General features: G+C 61.6%; 14 protein-coding genes. 9 read left to right on the top strand and 5 right to left on the bottom strand.

The window, feature by feature from the left end:
• Window positions 1-137: 137 nt before the first annotated feature.
• The 3 genes from SJY08_RS08895 to SJY08_RS08905 all read left to right on the top strand — a co-directional run bounded on the left by SJY08_RS08895 (window position 138) and on the right by SJY08_RS08905 (window position 2,764).
• Window positions 138-638: a DUF1203 domain-containing protein gene (locus tag SJY08_RS08895; protein ID WP_377278527.1), complete on the top strand. Its 501-nt coding sequence runs from the start codon at window positions 138-140 to the stop codon at window positions 636-638.
• Window positions 635-1,585 (top strand): DMT family transporter, encoded by a 951-nt coding sequence (locus SJY08_RS08900; protein ID WP_377275355.1) that lies wholly within the window; start codon window positions 635-637, stop codon window positions 1,583-1,585. Before SJY08_RS08895 ends, SJY08_RS08900 begins: the two co-directional genes overlap by 4 nt.
• Before the next feature lie 81 nt (window positions 1,586-1,666).
• Window positions 1,667-2,764, top strand: a complete 1,098-nt coding sequence (locus tag SJY08_RS08905) for a catalase family protein (RefSeq protein WP_377275356.1) — start codon at window positions 1,667-1,669, stop codon at window positions 2,762-2,764.
• 110 nt (window positions 2,765-2,874) lie between these two features.
• Here SJY08_RS08905 and ald read toward each other — a convergent pair whose 3' ends face one another.
• Window positions 2,875-3,993 (bottom strand): alanine dehydrogenase, encoded by a 1,119-nt coding sequence (gene ald, locus SJY08_RS08910; RefSeq protein ID WP_054150115.1) that lies wholly within the window; start codon window positions 3,991-3,993, stop codon window positions 2,875-2,877.
• A 159-nt stretch (window positions 3,994-4,152) separates the two neighbouring features.
• Between ald and SJY08_RS08915 the strand changes: the two genes are divergently transcribed.
• The 4 genes from SJY08_RS08915 (at window position 4,153) to SJY08_RS08930 (ending at window position 7,641) form a co-directional block, all read left to right on the top strand.
• Entirely contained in the window at window positions 4,153-4,614 is a 462-nt protein-coding gene (locus SJY08_RS08915; protein ID WP_054150114.1) for an Lrp/AsnC family transcriptional regulator, read from the top strand.
• Window positions 4,615-4,709: 95 nt separating this feature from the next.
• Window positions 4,710-5,045, top strand: coding sequence for a PilZ domain-containing protein (locus tag SJY08_RS08920; RefSeq protein WP_054150113.1), 336 nt, complete (start codon window positions 4,710-4,712; stop codon window positions 5,043-5,045).
• A 164-nt stretch (window positions 5,046-5,209) separates the two neighbouring features.
• Window positions 5,210-5,548 carry a PilZ domain-containing protein gene (locus SJY08_RS08925; RefSeq protein ID WP_377275357.1) on the top strand — a complete coding sequence of 113 codons (339 nt, stop codon included), beginning with the start codon at window positions 5,210-5,212 and terminating at the stop codon, window positions 5,546-5,548.
• A gap of 104 nt (window positions 5,549-5,652) precedes the next feature.
• A complete protein-coding gene (locus SJY08_RS08930; RefSeq protein ID WP_377275358.1) occupies window positions 5,653-7,641 on the top strand; it encodes a bifunctional 2',3'-cyclic-nucleotide 2'-phosphodiesterase/3'-nucleotidase in 1,989 nt (662 codons plus the stop codon).
• Window positions 7,642-7,704: 63 nt separating this feature from the next.
• Here SJY08_RS08930 and SJY08_RS08935 read toward each other — a convergent pair whose 3' ends face one another.
• Window positions 7,705-8,646 carry a LysR family transcriptional regulator gene (locus SJY08_RS08935; protein ID WP_377275359.1) on the bottom strand — a complete coding sequence of 314 codons (942 nt, stop codon included), beginning with the start codon at window positions 8,644-8,646 and terminating at the stop codon, window positions 7,705-7,707.
• Window positions 8,647-8,775: 129 nt separating this feature from the next.
• On the opposite strand from SJY08_RS08935, the gene SJY08_RS08940 reads away from it, so the two are divergent.
• Complete coding sequence (locus SJY08_RS08940) at window positions 8,776-9,387, top strand: FMN-dependent NADH-azoreductase (protein WP_054150110.1); 612 nt, start codon at window positions 8,776-8,778, stop codon at window positions 9,385-9,387.
• A 62-nt stretch (window positions 9,388-9,449) separates the two neighbouring features.
• On the opposite strand, the gene amt is transcribed toward SJY08_RS08940, so the two are convergent.
• Both amt and SJY08_RS08950 read right to left on the bottom strand, forming a co-directional pair.
• Window positions 9,450-12,629 carry an ammonium transporter gene (gene amt, locus SJY08_RS08945; protein WP_377275360.1) on the bottom strand — a complete coding sequence of 1,060 codons (3,180 nt, stop codon included), beginning with the start codon at window positions 12,627-12,629 and terminating at the stop codon, window positions 9,450-9,452.
• Between the two features lie 159 nt (window positions 12,630-12,788).
• Window positions 12,789-13,109 (bottom strand): HlyU family transcriptional regulator, encoded by a 321-nt coding sequence (locus tag SJY08_RS08950; RefSeq protein ID WP_300890679.1) that lies wholly within the window; start codon window positions 13,107-13,109, stop codon window positions 12,789-12,791.
• A gap of 114 nt (window positions 13,110-13,223) precedes the next feature.
• Between SJY08_RS08950 and SJY08_RS08955 the strand changes: the two genes are divergently transcribed.
• Window positions 13,224-14,213, top strand: a complete 990-nt coding sequence (locus tag SJY08_RS08955) for an alpha/beta hydrolase (protein ID WP_377275361.1) — start codon at window positions 13,224-13,226, stop codon at window positions 14,211-14,213.
• Here the strand turns inward: SJY08_RS08955 and ilvA are convergent.
• Entirely contained in the window at window positions 14,206-15,420 is a 1,215-nt protein-coding gene (gene ilvA / locus SJY08_RS08960; protein WP_377278530.1) for a threonine ammonia-lyase, read from the bottom strand. The genes SJY08_RS08955 and ilvA overlap by 8 nt on opposite strands.
• Window positions 15,421-15,426: the final 6 nt, after the last annotated feature.

A 15,426-nucleotide genomic window follows, 5' to 3' on the forward strand; every position in this document is an offset into this window, starting at 1 on the left:
CCCATTCTCTACAGCAGAGATGCGGCGAGAGAGAAGCACCATTTCTGACCGCACGAACGCACGCAGGAATCGGGTGGCCGCAGATGCCTCAGTGACAGAAGCTAGCCTATCTCAACTGTCGACATGAGGCTTCCATGATGTCCGATCTCCGTTTTCTCGCCATACCTTCGCAACAGGCCGCAGCCTATCGTCAGGGGGCCCCCGACGCCTATGGGCTCACGCCCGAGCGTCGCATCTCCCCCGGCGGTTATCCCTGCCGCCATTGCCTTGGCGACATTGCCGAAGGTGAGGCCTATCTGACGCTCGCCTATCGGCCTTTTCCCACGCTCCAGCCCTATGCCGAGACCGGGCCGGTCTTCCTGCATGCCGATGCCTGCCCGCGCTATGAAGCAAGCGACGTCCTGCCGCCGATGCTGGAAAGCCCCGACTACATCGTGCGCGGCTATGGCGCGGACGACCGGATCGTCTACGGCAGCGGTAGCGTGGTCCAGACAGAGGCCATCATCGCGCGGGCGCAGGAACTGCTCGCCAGTCCAGGGATCGCCTATCTGCATGTCCGATCGGCACGCAATAACTGCTATCAATGCCGGATCGAGCGCGCCGACACGGCAGTGACCGACAGCCGGAGACAAGCATGACTACCGCCCGCCCCTCCATGACCGCCACCGAATGGGGCCTGCTGCTCTTGCTTTCCGTCATCTGGGGCGGATCCTTCTTCTTCACCGGTGTTGCCGTTCGCGAATTGCCGCCGCTCACGATCGTCGCAGCGCGCGTTGGTCTTGCTGCCCTTGCCCTGCACGCCGTGGTGCGCCTCTCCGGAAAACACATGCCGACTTCACCGAAGATCTGGCTCGGCTTTCTCGGCATGGGGCTTCTCAACAACATCCTGCCTTTCAGCCTGATCGTCTGGGCGCAGACCCATATCGAAAGCGGCCTCGCCTCGATCCTGAATGCCACGACGCCCCTGTTCGGCGTGGTTGTGGCGCATCTGCTGACGAGCGACGAGAGGATGACAGGCAACCGCCTCTCAGGCGTGATCGTGGGCTTTGCCGGCGTTGCCGTGATGATCGGCCCATCTTCGCTGTCCCATCTTGGACAGGATCTGCTCGCACAGATCGCCATCCTCTGCGCCGCTCTCTCCTATGCTTTCGCAGGCGTGTATGGCCGTCGGTTTCGGCTCTGGGGGCTCAGCCCGATGGTTACCGCCTGCGGCCAGCTCACGGCGTCGAGCGTCGTCATGCTGATCTTCGCCATGGCTTTCGATCACCCTTGGACCCTTCCGGCTCCAAGTGCTGCCACCATCGCCGCCGTGATCGCCATCGCGCTCATCTCGACTGCGCTTGCCTATGTCATCTTCTTTCGCATTCTGGCGAGCGCCGGCGCCACCAATATCATGCTGGTGACCTTCCTGATCCCAGTCAGCGCCATCATGCTCGGCGCCGTCTTTCTGGGTGAACGCCTTGATCCGGAGGATTTTACAGGCATGGCGATCATCCTTCTCGGCCTCGCCCTGATCGACGGTCGGGCATGGCCTCGTGTGCGACGCATCGCGACCCATGCTCTTGATCGCAGCGGGCGGGGCTGAAGCAACGGCCTTTGGCCTCTTGGGAACCCGGGTCACTGACGCTGCGTTCCGTTCGCTTGTCTACAGAGAACGGAGCCCTTGATGCAGCCCAACACGCCAATCCGCTACCATGCCGACCTCGAAAGTCCCTCCGCCGACGAAAAGGAGGCGATCGAGGATATCAAGGAGAGCATGCTCTACATCATAGAGAAGACACACGAGGATCTTGGCCATGCGCAGCGCAGCGTACATGCCAAGAGCCACGCCCTGCTCGAAGCCTCCATCACCGTCCATCCGGATCTTTCGGCCGAACTGCGGCAGGGGATCTTCGCTGCACCGGGTCGGACCTATCCGGCGATCATCCGCATATCCACCATCCCTGGCGATCCCTTGCGCGACAGTGTTTCACTGCCGCGCGGTTTCGCCATCAAGCTCTTCGACGTCGAGGGCACGCGGTTGCCAGGCAGCGAAGGCGATCTCACGCAGGATTTCCTCTTTGCCTCCGCGCCGGCTTTTGCTGCACCGGATGCCGCAGGTTTTGCCAAAAACCTGAAACTCATTTCCCGCACCACCGATCGGGTGGAATGGGCCAAGAGTGCGCTCAGCTGGATCCTGAGACCCATCGTCCGTGGACTGGAAGCCATGGGCGCGGATGCCGGAGCGTTGAAGGCGATGGGCGGCTATCCGGAGACCCATCCACTTGGCGAGCACTACTACACCCAGGTTCCCTTGCGCTTCGGCGACTATGTGGCAAAGCTCGACATCGTGCCGCGGTCCGAGAGCTTCAAGCGCCTGGTCGACGAAAGGATCGATCTATCCGAGGGTCCCGACGTGCTGCGCGAAGCGGTTGCCGAGGTGATGGCGCGCGATGGCGGAGAATGGACCTTGCGCGCACAGCTCTGTCGCAATCTCGAAACACAGCCGATCGAGGATGCTTCCGTCGTCTGGCCAGAGGAAGACAGCCCCTATCTGGAGATCGCGACCATCAGTGTTGCGCCGCAGACGGGCTGGTCGGAAGGTCGTTCGCGTGCCGTCGATGACGGACTGACCTTCCGCCCATGGCGCGGCATCGAGCAGCATCGACCCCTCGGCAATGTCATGCGCGCCCGCAGGGAGGTCTATCCGGTGGCGGCGGCAAAGCGCAGCGCCTTGATCGGCTGCCCGATGCATGAGCCGAAGAGCCGGCCCGATCTGCCTTGATCTAGGCATAAAAAAACGGGCCGGCCGATGGGAAGGCCGGCCCGGATCGGCCGCTTTACACGTTACATTCGCGGACCTGACGCAGCGTGAGGCGACCGGAGAGTGCAGCCTTACGCAACGTTGAGTACGGATTCCGGCGCATGGGCCGGATAACCCAGAGCATCGGCCACCGGCTTGTTGGTGATCCGGCCCTTGTGAACATTGAGACCGTTGCGCAGGTGACGATCCTCGGCAATCGCGCGCAGACCGCGATCGGCGAGCGCCAGACCGTGGACCAGCGTTGCATTGTTGAGGGCATGCGCCGAGGTAATCGGAACCGCGCCCGGCATGTTGGCGACACAGTAATGCACGATGCCGTCGACGACATAGGTCGGATCGGAATGGGTCGTGGCATGCGAGGTCTCGAAGCAACCGCCCTGGTCGATGGCGACGTCGACGATGACAGCGCCCTTCTTCATGCCGGACAGCATCTCGCGCGTGACGAGCTTCGGGGCAGCCGCACCGGGGATCAGGACCGCGCCGATGACGAGATCGGCGGAGAAGGTTTCCTGCTCAAGCGCATCGATGGTGGAGTAAACGGTGTGAACGCGACCGCCGAAGATGTCGTCGAGCTGGCGCAGACGCGGCAGCGAGCGATCGAGGATTGTGACATCGGCGCCGAGACCGACGGCCATCTTGGCCGCATGCAGGCCGACAACGCCGCCACCGATGACGGTGACCTTGGCCGGCAGCACGCCCGGCACGCCGCCAAGCAGGATGCCGCGGCCGCCATGAGCCTTCTGCAGGGCCGTCGCACCCGCCTGGATCGCCAGGCGTCCGGCGACTTCCGACATCGGCGCCAAAAGCGGCAGGCCGCCACGCTCGTCGGTTACAGTTTCATAGGCAATGGCAGTCACGCCCGAGTCCAACAACCCCTTGGTCTGGTCCGGATCCGGCGCAAGGTGGAGATAGGTATAGAGGATCTGGCCTTCGCGCAGCTGCACCCATTCGGAGGGCTGCGGCTCCTTGACCTTAACGATCATGTCGGACTTTTCGAACACGTCCTTGGCCGAGGCTGCGATCTTCGCGCCAGCGGCGATATAGGCGTGGTCGTCTGCGCCGATCCCGGCGCCTGCTCCCGTTTCGATCAGGACATCATGGCCATGAGCCACATATTCTCTGACTGCACCGGGGGTCAGACCGACACGGTATTCATGGTTTTTGATTTCCTTCGGGCAACCGACACGCATGAAGCGTTCCTCTCTCTTATTCGCAGCCGAAGCTGCTTTGTTTCAGATACGGAAATTCAAACATTCTCCGCGCAAAATGTCCTTGCAAAGTGAAGCCTGGGACATCAGACAATTCGCAGCTTCTTGCGTCAGGCAGCTGCAAAACGGAGAAATCTACGAATGGCGGAACTGGATGCCATTGATCGTGCCATTCTGAAGGCGCTTCAGGAGAATGGACGGATGACCAATGCGGAGCTTGCCGAAACGGTGGGCTTATCGCCCTCCGCCTGCTCGCGACGCCATGACATGCTCGAAAAATCGGGCGTGATCAGCGGCTATCATGCGCGCCTGTCGCACAAGGCGATCGACTACAAGATGATGGTGATCGTGCACATCTCGCTGTCCGGCCAGTTCGCCAAGACGCTGACCGAATTCGAGGCCGCCGTGAAGCGCTGTCCGAACGTGCTTGTGTGCTATCTGATGTCGGGCGAATACGATTACATTCTGCGTGTGGCCGCCAAGGATCTCGAGGATTACGAGCGCATCCATCGCGACTGGCTCTCGGCACTGCCGCATGTGGTGAAGATCAATTCGAGCTTTGCGCTGCGCGAAGTGATCGAACGTCCCAATGTGGGTCTTTGATGGGGGATCCTGAAAATCCTAATGAATTGGTTTAGACCGTTCTCACAGATCGGGCGTAGGTTCGTGCCATTCCTTTTTCTATTCAGGACGGCATCATGAGCAATAATCTCGGTATGGATGTTCGTAAATCACCCCGTAACCGCTGCCGGATCGACAGCAAGATCCGCTATTTTCAGCAGCAGGCGGATGCGCGCGTGATCAACATTTCGCGCACCGGACTTGCTCTGGAACTCGCCACCAAGCTGACCGCCGCCGCCGGCAGCCAGGTGACCATCGAGAACGCGGATATCGGCCATCTCGAAGGCGTCGTCCGCTGGAATTATGGTGGCCGGATCGGCATCATGTTCCGCCCGAACAGCAACTCGATCGCCAAGGTCGCGGCCTATTTCCGCAACTACCACCAGGAAGTCCGGCCGGTCCTGCGCGGCTGACCCTGCCGAGCGGAAGTTAACGGTAAACACCCCGCATAACTGGCAAAACACCCAAAATCTCCTGAGGAGATCGCTCGCATTCTAATGACCTTGGCCAGATGCCGTTAAGGCGCCTGACCGAGGTTTTCTGCGTTTCTTTCATCAATTTGACGGAGCGCAATTTTATGCTTGCTGCCAAATTCAATCCGGACGGCCGCCGAAGCCATCGTATCCGCTGTCACATCAGGGGCACGCTGGAATTCATCGGCCAGAAGTTCAACGTCCGTATTCTCGATATTTCCCGAACCGGCATGGCCCTGCATCTGGAGGGCTGGATCGAAGCCAAGCGCGGCGCGACTGTTACCGTCAGCTGCGCCGAACTCGGTCACATCGAATGCACCGTCCGCTGGTACCGCGCTGGCAAGATGGGGCTCGAATTCGAGCAGACCACCAATGCGGTTGCGCAGGTCACCGCCTATTTCCGCCACTTCCATCGGGATCCGCGGAACCTCGTGCCGAGCTAGACACGGCCATGGCAACGTCTCACCCCTGTCATTTTACAGGTGCAAGCCTCTTGAAAGCGACTTAACCTCTGTCGCTTTCAGAACCTGTTCTTCGCGAGGCCCCCATGCCGTCTTTGCTCGATCTTCATCCGATTTCCCGCCGATCTTTCCTCAGCGGCGTCGCGGCCTCCGCGGCGCTAATCACGCTTCATCAGTTTGCGGCGCGCGCCAATGGCAATCAGGCGCATCTCAGGCTGATGGAGACCACCGACATCCACGTCAACGTGATGCCTTACGACTACTATGCCGACAAGCCGAACGACACGATGGGCCTTTCGCGCACCGCAAGCCTGATCGATTCCATCCGCGCCGAGGCCGCCAATTCGATGCTGATCGACAATGGCGACTTCCTGCAGGGCAATCCGATGGGCGACTATATGGCCTATCAGAAGGGCATGAAGCCAGGCGACGTACATCCGGTGATCAAGGCGATGAACGTGCTCGGCTATGACTGCGGCACGCTCGGCAATCACGAATTCAACTACGGCCTCGACTTCATGTTCAACACTCTGGCGGGTGCGCAGTTTCCCTTCGTCTGTGCCAACCTGACCAAGGGCCAGCTTGCGGCCGATCCCAAGCAGGATCCACTCTATTTCAAGCCTTACCACATCATCGAAAAGCAGATCCGCGACGGATCCGGGGCCACCAGCCCGATCAAGGTCGGCTTCATCGGCTTCGTGCCGCCGCAGATCATGCTCTGGGATGCGAAGAACCTCGAGGGCAAGGCGATGACGCGCGACATCCTGCAGGCGGCCCGCGCCTGGGTGCCGCAGATGAAGGAGGACGGCGCCGACATCGTGATTGCCCTTTCCCATTCCGGGATCGACGGGCAAGGCGAGACAGAGGGCATGGAAAATGCCTCGCTGTATCTCGCAGGCGTCGAAGGTATCGACGCGATCTTCACCGGCCACCAGCATCTCGTCTTCCCCGGCCCGAAGGATTTCGAGGGCGTGCCTGGCGCGGACGCCGTCAAGGGCACGCTGCTCGGCAAGCCTGCCGTGATGGCCGGATTCTGGGGCTCGCATATGGGGCTGATCGACCTGCTTCTCGAAAAGGACGGCGCAAGCTGGAAGATCGTCGACTTCACCTGCGAGGCACGCCCGATCTATCATCGCGACGACAACCGCAAGGTCGTTGCCGACGTCAAGGACAAGCCCGAGGTCATCGCCTCGGTCGCCGCAGAGCATCAGGCGACGCTCGACTATGTGCGAACGCCGGTCGGCAAGAGCTCGGCACCGCTCTATTCCTATTTCGCCCTCGTGGCAGACGATCCCTCGATCCAGATCGTCTCAATCGCGCAGTCCTGGTACATAAAAGACATGCTTAAGGATGGGCCGCACAAGGATCTGCCGGTGCTGTCGGCGGCGGCCCCGTTCAAGGCCGGCGGTCGTGGCGGCGCCGATTACTTCACCGACGTGCCGGCCGGCGATATCGCGATCAAGAACGTCGCCGATCTCTATCTCTATCCGAACACCATCCAGGCCGTGGCGATCACCGGCGAACAGGTGAAGAACTGGCTTGAAATGTCGGCCGGCATCTTCAACCAGATCGAGAAGGGCGCGAAGGACGCGGCCCTGATCAATCCGGATTTCCCGTCCTACAATTACGACGTCATCGACGGCGTGACCTATCAGATCGATCTCACCAAGCCCGCCCGCTACGACAAGGACGGCGTGGTCGTCCATCCGGAGGCGAGCCGCATCGTCAACCTGCAGTTCGACGGCAAGCCGATCGACCCCGGCCAGACCTTTGCGGTCGCGACGAACAACTACCGCGCCGGCGGCGGCGGCAAGTTCCCGGAGATTGCCTCCGACAAGGTGATCTTCGTCGGCCCGGATACCAACCGGGACATCATCGTTCGCTACATCGTCGAACAGGGCACGATCAATCCGTCAGCCGACGGCAACTGGTCGTTTGCACCGATCGGCGAGACCAGCGTGATCTTCGAGACCGGCCCGAAGGCACGCGAATTCCTCGCCGACTTCAAGGGCGGCCAAATCGAAGATGCCGGCGAAGCGGCGGAAGGTTTCGCGAAGTTCCGGCTGATGCTCTGAGCAGGGCCAGCATGATGCTGATCCATCAAGAACGGAGTCGATTCAGGATGTTGAATCGATTCCTTAAACTGCCGTTGCAAGTGGCGGTGGGGATGCCAGATCCATGGGGCAGTTCGAAAGCTGTTCTTCGAAGGCCCGGATCAGCCAGGTTCCGGCGGGGCCCGGCGGATTGTCGGTCCGCCTGATGGCATAGAGATTGTAAGACCCCTGCTCATAAGCCGGCAGATCGAGATGCACGATCCGGCCGCTTGCCATGTCTTCGCGAATGATCGAGGCCGGCAGCCCGCCCCAGCCGAGACCGCCACGAATCAGCTGATGTTTGGTTGCCATGTCGCTCACCCGCCAGATCTTGAACGACAGTACGTTGAAATCACGCCCCGACGTCAGATCCGAGGCGTCGCTGACGACGATCTGGGTTTCCTCGCGCACGTCCTGCAGGGACAGCGTGCCTCTGCGCTGAGCGAGCGGATGGTCGGCCGCCGCCGCGGGCAGAAGGAAATTGTGGCCGATGCGGGTGACGATCAGCGTGTCGTCCTGCCGGGTCGGCGCACCGCCGATGCCGATGGTCGCCCTGCCGCTCATCACCAGCTCGACCAGCCGTCCGAGTTCGCCCACTTCCAGTCGCAGCGAAACGGACGGAAACTGCCGCTGAAACTCGCGGAGCACCGCCAGCATGGCGCCGGTCGGGACGAGCACGCTGATGGCAACCGAAAGTTCCGCCTCAAGCCCCTGATGCATGCTGCGCACCTTGGCGCGCATCACCTGCAGATCACCGACGATCCGGCGGGCATCGGTCAGCATGGCTCTGCCCTCTTCCGTGAGCTTGGGTTGCCGTGTGCCGGTCCGCTCGAACAGGGTCACGCCGAGCTGGCTTTCCAGATTGCCGATCGTATAGCTCACCACGGATTGGGCGCGATTGAGCTGCCGGGCGGCCGCGGAAAAGCTGCCGGTATCAGCCACGGTGAGAAAGACCTGCAACTGGTCGAGAGTGGGATTGGCATCCATGCGATCGGGCATCCATCCAGTTATTCGATATGACCGATCTAGATTATCACAGTTTCATTGATGCGTGCTCGGACATAGATGCATGGCAGGCCTGCTCCCAAGGGCCCACCACCATTCGAGGAATTGCACATGTCTTCCATCCTTCTCGTCACCTCCAGCCCGCGCGGCTCGGAATCCCTCTCGAACGCGATCGCCACCGAGCTCGCCGAGAAGTTCGCCGGTCAAACCGGTACGCTGGTCCGCCGGGATCTCGTCGAAACCCAGCTCGACCACGTCGACGGCGCCTTCACCACTGCGATCCGCAAGTCGGCCGATGCACGCACCGCTGAAGAAACCGCTTCTGTTGCTATCTCCGACGCGCTCGTCGCCGAACTGATGGCCGCCGACACGATCGTCATCGGCACCGGCCTCATCAACTTCAACATCTATTCTTCGCTGAAGAGCTGGATCGACCACATCGCCCGTGCCGGCCTCACCTTCAGCTACACGGAAAACGGCCCGGTCGGCCTCGCCAAGGGCAAGAAGGCATATCTGGTTCTCGCCGCCGGCGGCATCTACTCCTCCGGCCCCGGCGCCCCGATGAACCATGCCGAACCCTATCTCAAGACGGTTCTCGGCTTCCTCGGCATCGAGCTGGTCGAGACTGTCTATGTCGAAGGCGTGGCATACGGTCCGGAAGCCGCCGAAAAGGCCGTGGCTTCAGCCAAGGCCAAGGTCGAGGAACTGGCGCGCGCCGCCTGATCCATTGACGATCCAGCGCGGCAGCCTCGCTGCCGCCCCACTTCTGCAAACGGCAAGAACCTTCAGTTGCCGTTTGCCGCCAGAGCAAGCCCTGTCTCGCTCCCCGTTCGGGACAGGCGCTTGTGGCGATGCGCTGCCAGCCGCGCGACACTGGTCAGCTCGGAGACAATCTCTGCGCTCACCTCGGATGCGACGCTGTCGAGCGGCTGAGGCCGGCCGAGCAGATATCCCTGCAGCTCGTCACAGCCCGCGACGCTCAGGTAACGAGCCTGGTCCACCGTCTCCACACCTTCCGCCACGACCCGCATGCCGAGCCCGCTGCCGAGATCGATGATGGTGCGGACGATGGCGTCGGCGGTCTCCTCTGTGCCGAGGGCAGACACGAAGCTGCGATCGATCTTGATCACGTCGAAGGGGTAGCGGCTCAGATAGCTGAGCGACGAATAGCCGGTGCCAAAATCGTCGAGCGCAATCCTCAAGCCCAGCGTCTTCAGATGGCCGAGAATGAGGCGCGCCCGTTGATCGTCGTCGATCAGCACGCTCTCCGTGATCTCAAGCTCCAGCTGATGCGGCGAAACCCCGGAAGCATCCAGGATCGCTTCGATCCGTTCCAGAAACTGCGGATGGCGGAACTGTACCGGCGAGACGTTGACGCTGATATGCAGATGCTCTGGGAAATCGGTTGCCAGACGGCAGGCTTCGATCAGTACCCATTCTCCCAGTTCGATGATCTTGCCGGACACCTCGGCGACCGGGATGAAATCACCCGGCTGCACCATGCCGCGCTCCGGATGTTTCCAGCGCACCAGCGCCTCGTATCCGACGATCAAAGCATCCGATGCCGAGACCCGAGGCTGGAGATAGAGCTCGAACTCACCGCGCTCCAGTCCGCGCTCGATATCGGCTTCGAGCGCACGTCGCTTCTCGATCAGTTCGTCCATGCCCCTGCGGTAGGATCTGAACGTGTTCCGACCGGACTTCTTGGCGTGATAGAGGGCGATGTCAGCACGGCCGATCAGTTCGTCGAGCTCGCCCGCATGCTCCGGGCAAAGCGCACCACCGATGCTGACACCGCATTTGATGCGTTCGCCTTGGCCGGTGTCAAAGGGTTGCCGGAAGGCTTCGACCAGGCGGCGACCGAAATCTTCGCATTGGGCTTCGAAATGGCAATTGCCGAGGATGATCGCGAACTCGTCACCGCCGAGGCGGGCCGCCATGTCGGCGGGACCGAGCGCCGCAGACAGGCGCCGCGCCGTCTCTCTGATCACCTCGTCGCCAGCAGGGTGCCCGTAAAGATCGTTGACGTCCTTGAAATGGTCGAGATCGACCAGAAGAACCCCGCAACCCCACCCGTCATTCGCCTGTTTGACATGGGCGGCGAGCGTTTCGGTAAACAGCGCACGGTTCGCAAGCCCTGTCAGCGGATCGTGCTGCGCCAGATGGCGCATGCGGCTTTCGACGGCCTTGCGCTCACGAAGATCGACGAGGCAGCTGATCCGGATATGCCGGCCGCGATATTCTATATTGCGGCCCCGAGCCTCGATCGGGATGCTTGAGCCGTCGGCGCGGACGATCTGGAACTCTCGCGACACGTCGGGCGCCGGATTGGGATCCTCGATGAGCATGCGCCGCCCGGTCTGGTCGACAACATCGAGGATCGACGTTCCGATGAGATCTGCAATCTTGCGACCAGTCAGCACCTCGAACTGCTCGTTGCCGTCAATGATCACGCCGCCTTCGTGCATGACGATCGCTTCAAAGGTGGCGTTGGCGAGCGCCGACACCCGATCCGCCTCTTCCTGGTCGCGGACCTGGGATTCGAGTACGCTTCGATTGCGTTCCTGTTGCTGGATATTGTCCATCAGGTGGTTGAACAGCCGGGTCAGCTTCTCCGCCTCGTCGCCCGGATCGACCGGTAACCGGTCGCCCAGATCGGCCTTGCCGGAAACGAGCTTTGAAAGAGCGTCCTCGACATGGCCGACACCGAGCCGCGTCCCATGTTCGGCGACGTTCAGGCCGATGTCTTCGGCCTCGGCCGTGACGCGAACCGGCACGAGTTTGTCGAGCGTCCAGAAGAAGGCATAGCCGAGGCCGAAGGCCCAGTAGAAGTTCAGCGCGGAGCCAAAGATCTGGATGTAGAGCTGATCGAATTGTCCACCGAGCGGCAGCCGATCGACCGGCGCCAGCAGTGCAAGTGCCACGGTTCCGGCGACACCGGCGAAAGCGTGCACGCCGACGGCTCCGACGGCATCGTCGACCTTGAGCTTCTCTTCGAGATACTGGTTGCCGACGATGGCGACGATGGCGCCGAGCGCGCCCGTGATGAGGGCCCCACCCGGCTCAAGCAGGTGGCAGCCCGCCGTGACGGCGACCAGCGCACCCAGCATGCCACACAGCGCCTTTTCCGGCAGCACCACACCATCTTGCCTCGCACCGATCACATAGCCGACGCAGGTGCCCATTCCGCCGGCGAGAACCGTGTTGAGAATGATCGGCGCCACATCCGCATTGGCTGCCAGGGTGGAACCGCCATTGAAGCCAATCCAGCCGAAAAACAGGATGAGGCCCCCGGTGGTCGCCAGAACCGGATTGTTGCCGGCAAGGCGTACCGGGCGTCCCTCGGCATCAAAACGCCCGCGTCTTGCGCCGATCACCAGGCATGCAGCAAGTGCTACCCAGCCACCCGTGGCGTGCACCACCGTGGAGCCGGCAAAATCGACGAAGCCGAGATTGGCGAGAAAGGCACCTGAGTTCGGCCCGATCGCCGCTCCCCAGACCCAGTGCACGAAAATTGGATAGATCAGCGTCGACAGGATGATCGACCCGAGCACATAGGCCGAGAGTGTCATGCGCTCGGCGACGGCACCGGAAACGATGGTCGCCGCCGTACCGCAGAACATCACCTGGAAGACGAAGAACCCGGCGAGCCAGCTATCGAGGCCCTGCAGCAGGAAATAGTCAGGATCGAGCCCGACCGGCAGGAAGCCGGAGCGGCCGAAGGCGAGCATGAAACCCACGACTGCGAAGCCGACAACGCCGAAGACAAAATCCAGGAGGTTCTTCTGGGCGACATTGATGGAATTCTTCGAGCGCACCATGCCGGCTTCAAGAAGCAGGAATCCCACCTGCATCATCATCACCATGCCGGCCGCCGCCATCAGCCAGGCGAGATCGGCAGAAGCCTTGGCCGCCTGAACGGACACTGCGTCAGCGGCATGAACGGGGAGCGCTAAGCCGAACACGAGGCTCGCTGCCAAACCGTGAAAAGCAAGGAATGAAACGGAGCGAAACGCAATGATCACTGGAAAACCCGGACAATATCTCAGGGGCCAGTGTTGCGGCGCATCATTAACATTCGGTGATCGCGAAGAAACATTTCTTCGCAATATCAAAGTGCAACGTCAGACGATGCGCGTTTCCTCGCCATCACCGAACAGCGAGGGGCCATTCTGATCGATGATCTGCTGCGCCTTGCGGAAGGTGCAATCGAGGGCATCATCGAGCGAGGTGAAGACGTCGGCGCGGATGAACTTGCGCTCGAGCACCCGACCATCCACGGTCTGTACGATGCGACCGGCCAGACGATACTGACTGCCTTCACGCATGGGTTCGGCATGGATGACGCAGTCCTTATAGGTCTGCGGCTCGGCCAGGGGCTTGGTAGCGGTCTCGGAAGAGGAACCACCGGTGAAAATGGAGAGGATGCTGGACAGAATAGACATGGCCTGACCTAGCATAACCGGGCCTGCCGAGGAAGAGCAGGTGGGACGGCTTCCCGCATCATGATGGCGTGATACAGTCGGCACCGGTCGGGAGGGACCGTGGGAGGCTTGAGGATGCGGATCGTCATGGGCTTGTTGCTTGCACTCGTTTTTCTCAGCATCGCGGCTATCGTCTTTCTCTATCTGAGACCACCGGTACTCGCCCTGGAACGAGAGGCAGAGATCGGTGCGGACACGCCGCTCGATTCGCTTGAAGCCCTGATCGCCGACAATGAGCATGACGCAGGCCGCATCCGCGAAGGGCTTGCCAAGCAGATCGTCTGGGCGGACCCCATCCGCAAAGCGAAGACGCCGGTCTCGGTGGTCTATGTGCATGGCTTTTCCGCCTCATCCGCCGAGGTTCGCCCCCTGCCCGACCTCGTGGCACAAGCGCTCGGCGCCAATCTCTTTCTCACCCGTCTCACCGGTCATGGCCTCGACGATCCCGACGCCTTGGGCCTCGCGACGATCGATGACTGGGCGGCGGATGTGGGTGAAGCGCTGGCCATCGGTAAACATCTGGGGGAGCGGGTCGTCATTATCTCGACATCCACCGGCGCCTCGCTTGTCACCTGGGCGCTCGGTCGCCCTAAGCTTGCGGACAAGATCGCGGCTTCGGTGTTCCTCTCACCCAATTATGGCGTACAGGCATCCGGCAGCTTCCTGCTGACCGGCCCGTTCGGCGCCCAACTGGCCCGCCTGATCATCGGCAAGCGCACGGGATTTGAACCGATCAGCCCGCTCAACGCACACAACTGGACGACAAGTTACCCGGTGGCCGCGCTCATTCCCATGGCGCAATCGGTCCGGCTGGCAAACCACACGCCGGTGCAAGAGATCCGCGTCCCCGCCCTCTTCCTCCAGTCGGCCGAGGACAAGGTTGTCAGGCCGGATCGGACGGCGGCGGTTGCGGCGCGCTGGGGTGCCGATCACAAGCTCGTCGATCCAGGCCCGACCGGCGACGCCAACAACCATGTAATTGCCGGCGACACCTATTCGCCCGAGACCACCGAGCCGATTGCGAAGATAATCGTGGACTGGCTCGCCGGCCAGGGCATCAGATGATCAGGTTGGCCAGGATCTCGTTTTCGGTGATGTCCTCGAAGCCAAGACCTGCCTGATCGAAACGGTCGAACAGCTCTGCGAAGTTCTCGCGCTTGCCCGTCTCGATGCCGATCAGGATCGAACCGAAGTTGCGCGCCGACTTCTTCAGATATTCGAAGCGGGCGATATCGTCTTCGGGCCCGAGAAGATTGAGGAAATCGCGCAGGGCGCCTGGACGCTGCGGCAGACGCAGGATGAAGTATTTCTTCAAGCCGGCGTAGCGCATGGCGCGTTCCTTGACGTCAGGCAGCCGCTCGAAATCGAAATTGCCGCCGGAGACGACGGCGACGATTGTCCGCCCACTCAGGGCAACCCGCGGCAGAAGGTCGAGTGCGGCAAGTGCCAGCGCGCCTGCCGGCTCCAGAACCACGCCCTCGACATTCAGCATGTCGGTCATCGTCACGCAGATCGCGTTTTCCGGCACGATCAGCACCTGATCGGGGCGGAAAGCCTTCAGCGCCTCGAAATTATGGTCACCGATCCGGGCGACGGCTGCCCCATCGACGAAGTTGTCGACCTTGGGGAGCGTGACGACCTTGCCGGCCTCGAGGCTCTTCTTCAGGCTCGGCGCGCCCTGGGGCTCGCAGAAGATCATTGCCTCGGGCGAAACCTTGCCGGCGAGATAGCCGGTCATGCCCGACGAGAGCCCGCCACCGCCGACCGGCATGATGACGAGATCCGGCGTCACGCCTTCCGGCAACTGCTGCATCATTTCAGCCGCGACCGTCGCCTGGCCCTCGATGATATCGGGATGGTCGAAAGGCGGCACCATGTAGCCGCCGATCGCCTCGACATGTTCGCGGGCAGCCTGATAGCACTGGTCGAAAATGTCGCCGATCAGGCGGATGGTGATGAATTCGCCGCCGAAGATGCGGGTCTTGTCGATCTTCTGCTGCGGCGTCGTCACCGGCATGAAGACCACGCCCTGAACGCCGAAATGGCGGCAGACATAGGCAAAGCCCTGGGCATGATTGCCGGCAGAGGCGCAGACGAAGGTGGTACCGGAAGGGCTGTCTTCGACGATCTTGCGGAAGAAATTGAAGGCGCCGCGAATCTTGTAAGAGCGAACCGGCGTCAGGTCCTCGCGCTTCAGATAGACATTCGCACCGTAACGGGCACTCAAATGCTCGTTGAGCTGCAGCGGTGTCTCGGGAAAAAGCCCGCGCATGGCTTC

The organism is Rhizobium sp. R86522 (genome assembly GCF_042466255.1).
Taxonomy (GTDB): Bacteria; Pseudomonadota; Alphaproteobacteria; order Rhizobiales; family Rhizobiaceae; genus Allorhizobium.

Bases quoted from the DNA above. Each gene is read 5' to 3' on its own strand.
- SJY08_RS08895 (WP_377278527.1), top strand. From the start codon at position 138: ATGTCCGATCTCCGTTTTCTCGCCATACCTTCGCAACAGGCCGCAGCC.
- SJY08_RS08900 (WP_377275355.1), top strand. From the start codon at position 635: ATGACTACCGCCCGCCCCTCCATGACCGCCACCGAATGGGGCCTGCTG.
- SJY08_RS08905 (WP_377275356.1), top strand. From the start codon at position 1,667: ATGCAGCCCAACACGCCAATCCGCTACCATGCCGACCTCGAAAGTCCC.
- ald (WP_054150115.1), bottom strand. From the start codon at position 3,993: ATGCGTGTCGGTTGCCCGAAGGAAATCAAAAACCATGAATACCGTGTC.
- SJY08_RS08915 (WP_054150114.1), top strand. From the start codon at position 4,153: ATGGCGGAACTGGATGCCATTGATCGTGCCATTCTGAAGGCGCTTCAG.
- SJY08_RS08920 (WP_054150113.1), top strand. From the start codon at position 4,710: ATGAGCAATAATCTCGGTATGGATGTTCGTAAATCACCCCGTAACCGC.
- SJY08_RS08925 (WP_377275357.1), top strand. From the start codon at position 5,210: ATGCTTGCTGCCAAATTCAATCCGGACGGCCGCCGAAGCCATCGTATC.
- SJY08_RS08930 (WP_377275358.1), top strand. From the start codon at position 5,653: ATGCCGTCTTTGCTCGATCTTCATCCGATTTCCCGCCGATCTTTCCTC.
- SJY08_RS08935 (WP_377275359.1), bottom strand. From the start codon at position 8,646: ATGGATGCCAATCCCACTCTCGACCAGTTGCAGGTCTTTCTCACCGTG.
- SJY08_RS08940 (WP_054150110.1), top strand. From the start codon at position 8,776: ATGTCTTCCATCCTTCTCGTCACCTCCAGCCCGCGCGGCTCGGAATCC.
- SJY08_RS08950 (WP_300890679.1), bottom strand. From the start codon at position 13,109: ATGTCTATTCTGTCCAGCATCCTCTCCATTTTCACCGGTGGTTCCTCT.
- SJY08_RS08955 (WP_377275361.1), top strand. From the start codon at position 13,224: ATGCGGATCGTCATGGGCTTGTTGCTTGCACTCGTTTTTCTCAGCATC.
- ilvA (WP_377278530.1), bottom strand. From the start codon at position 15,420: ATGCGCGGGCTTTTTCCCGAGACACCGCTGCAGCTCAACGAGCATTTG.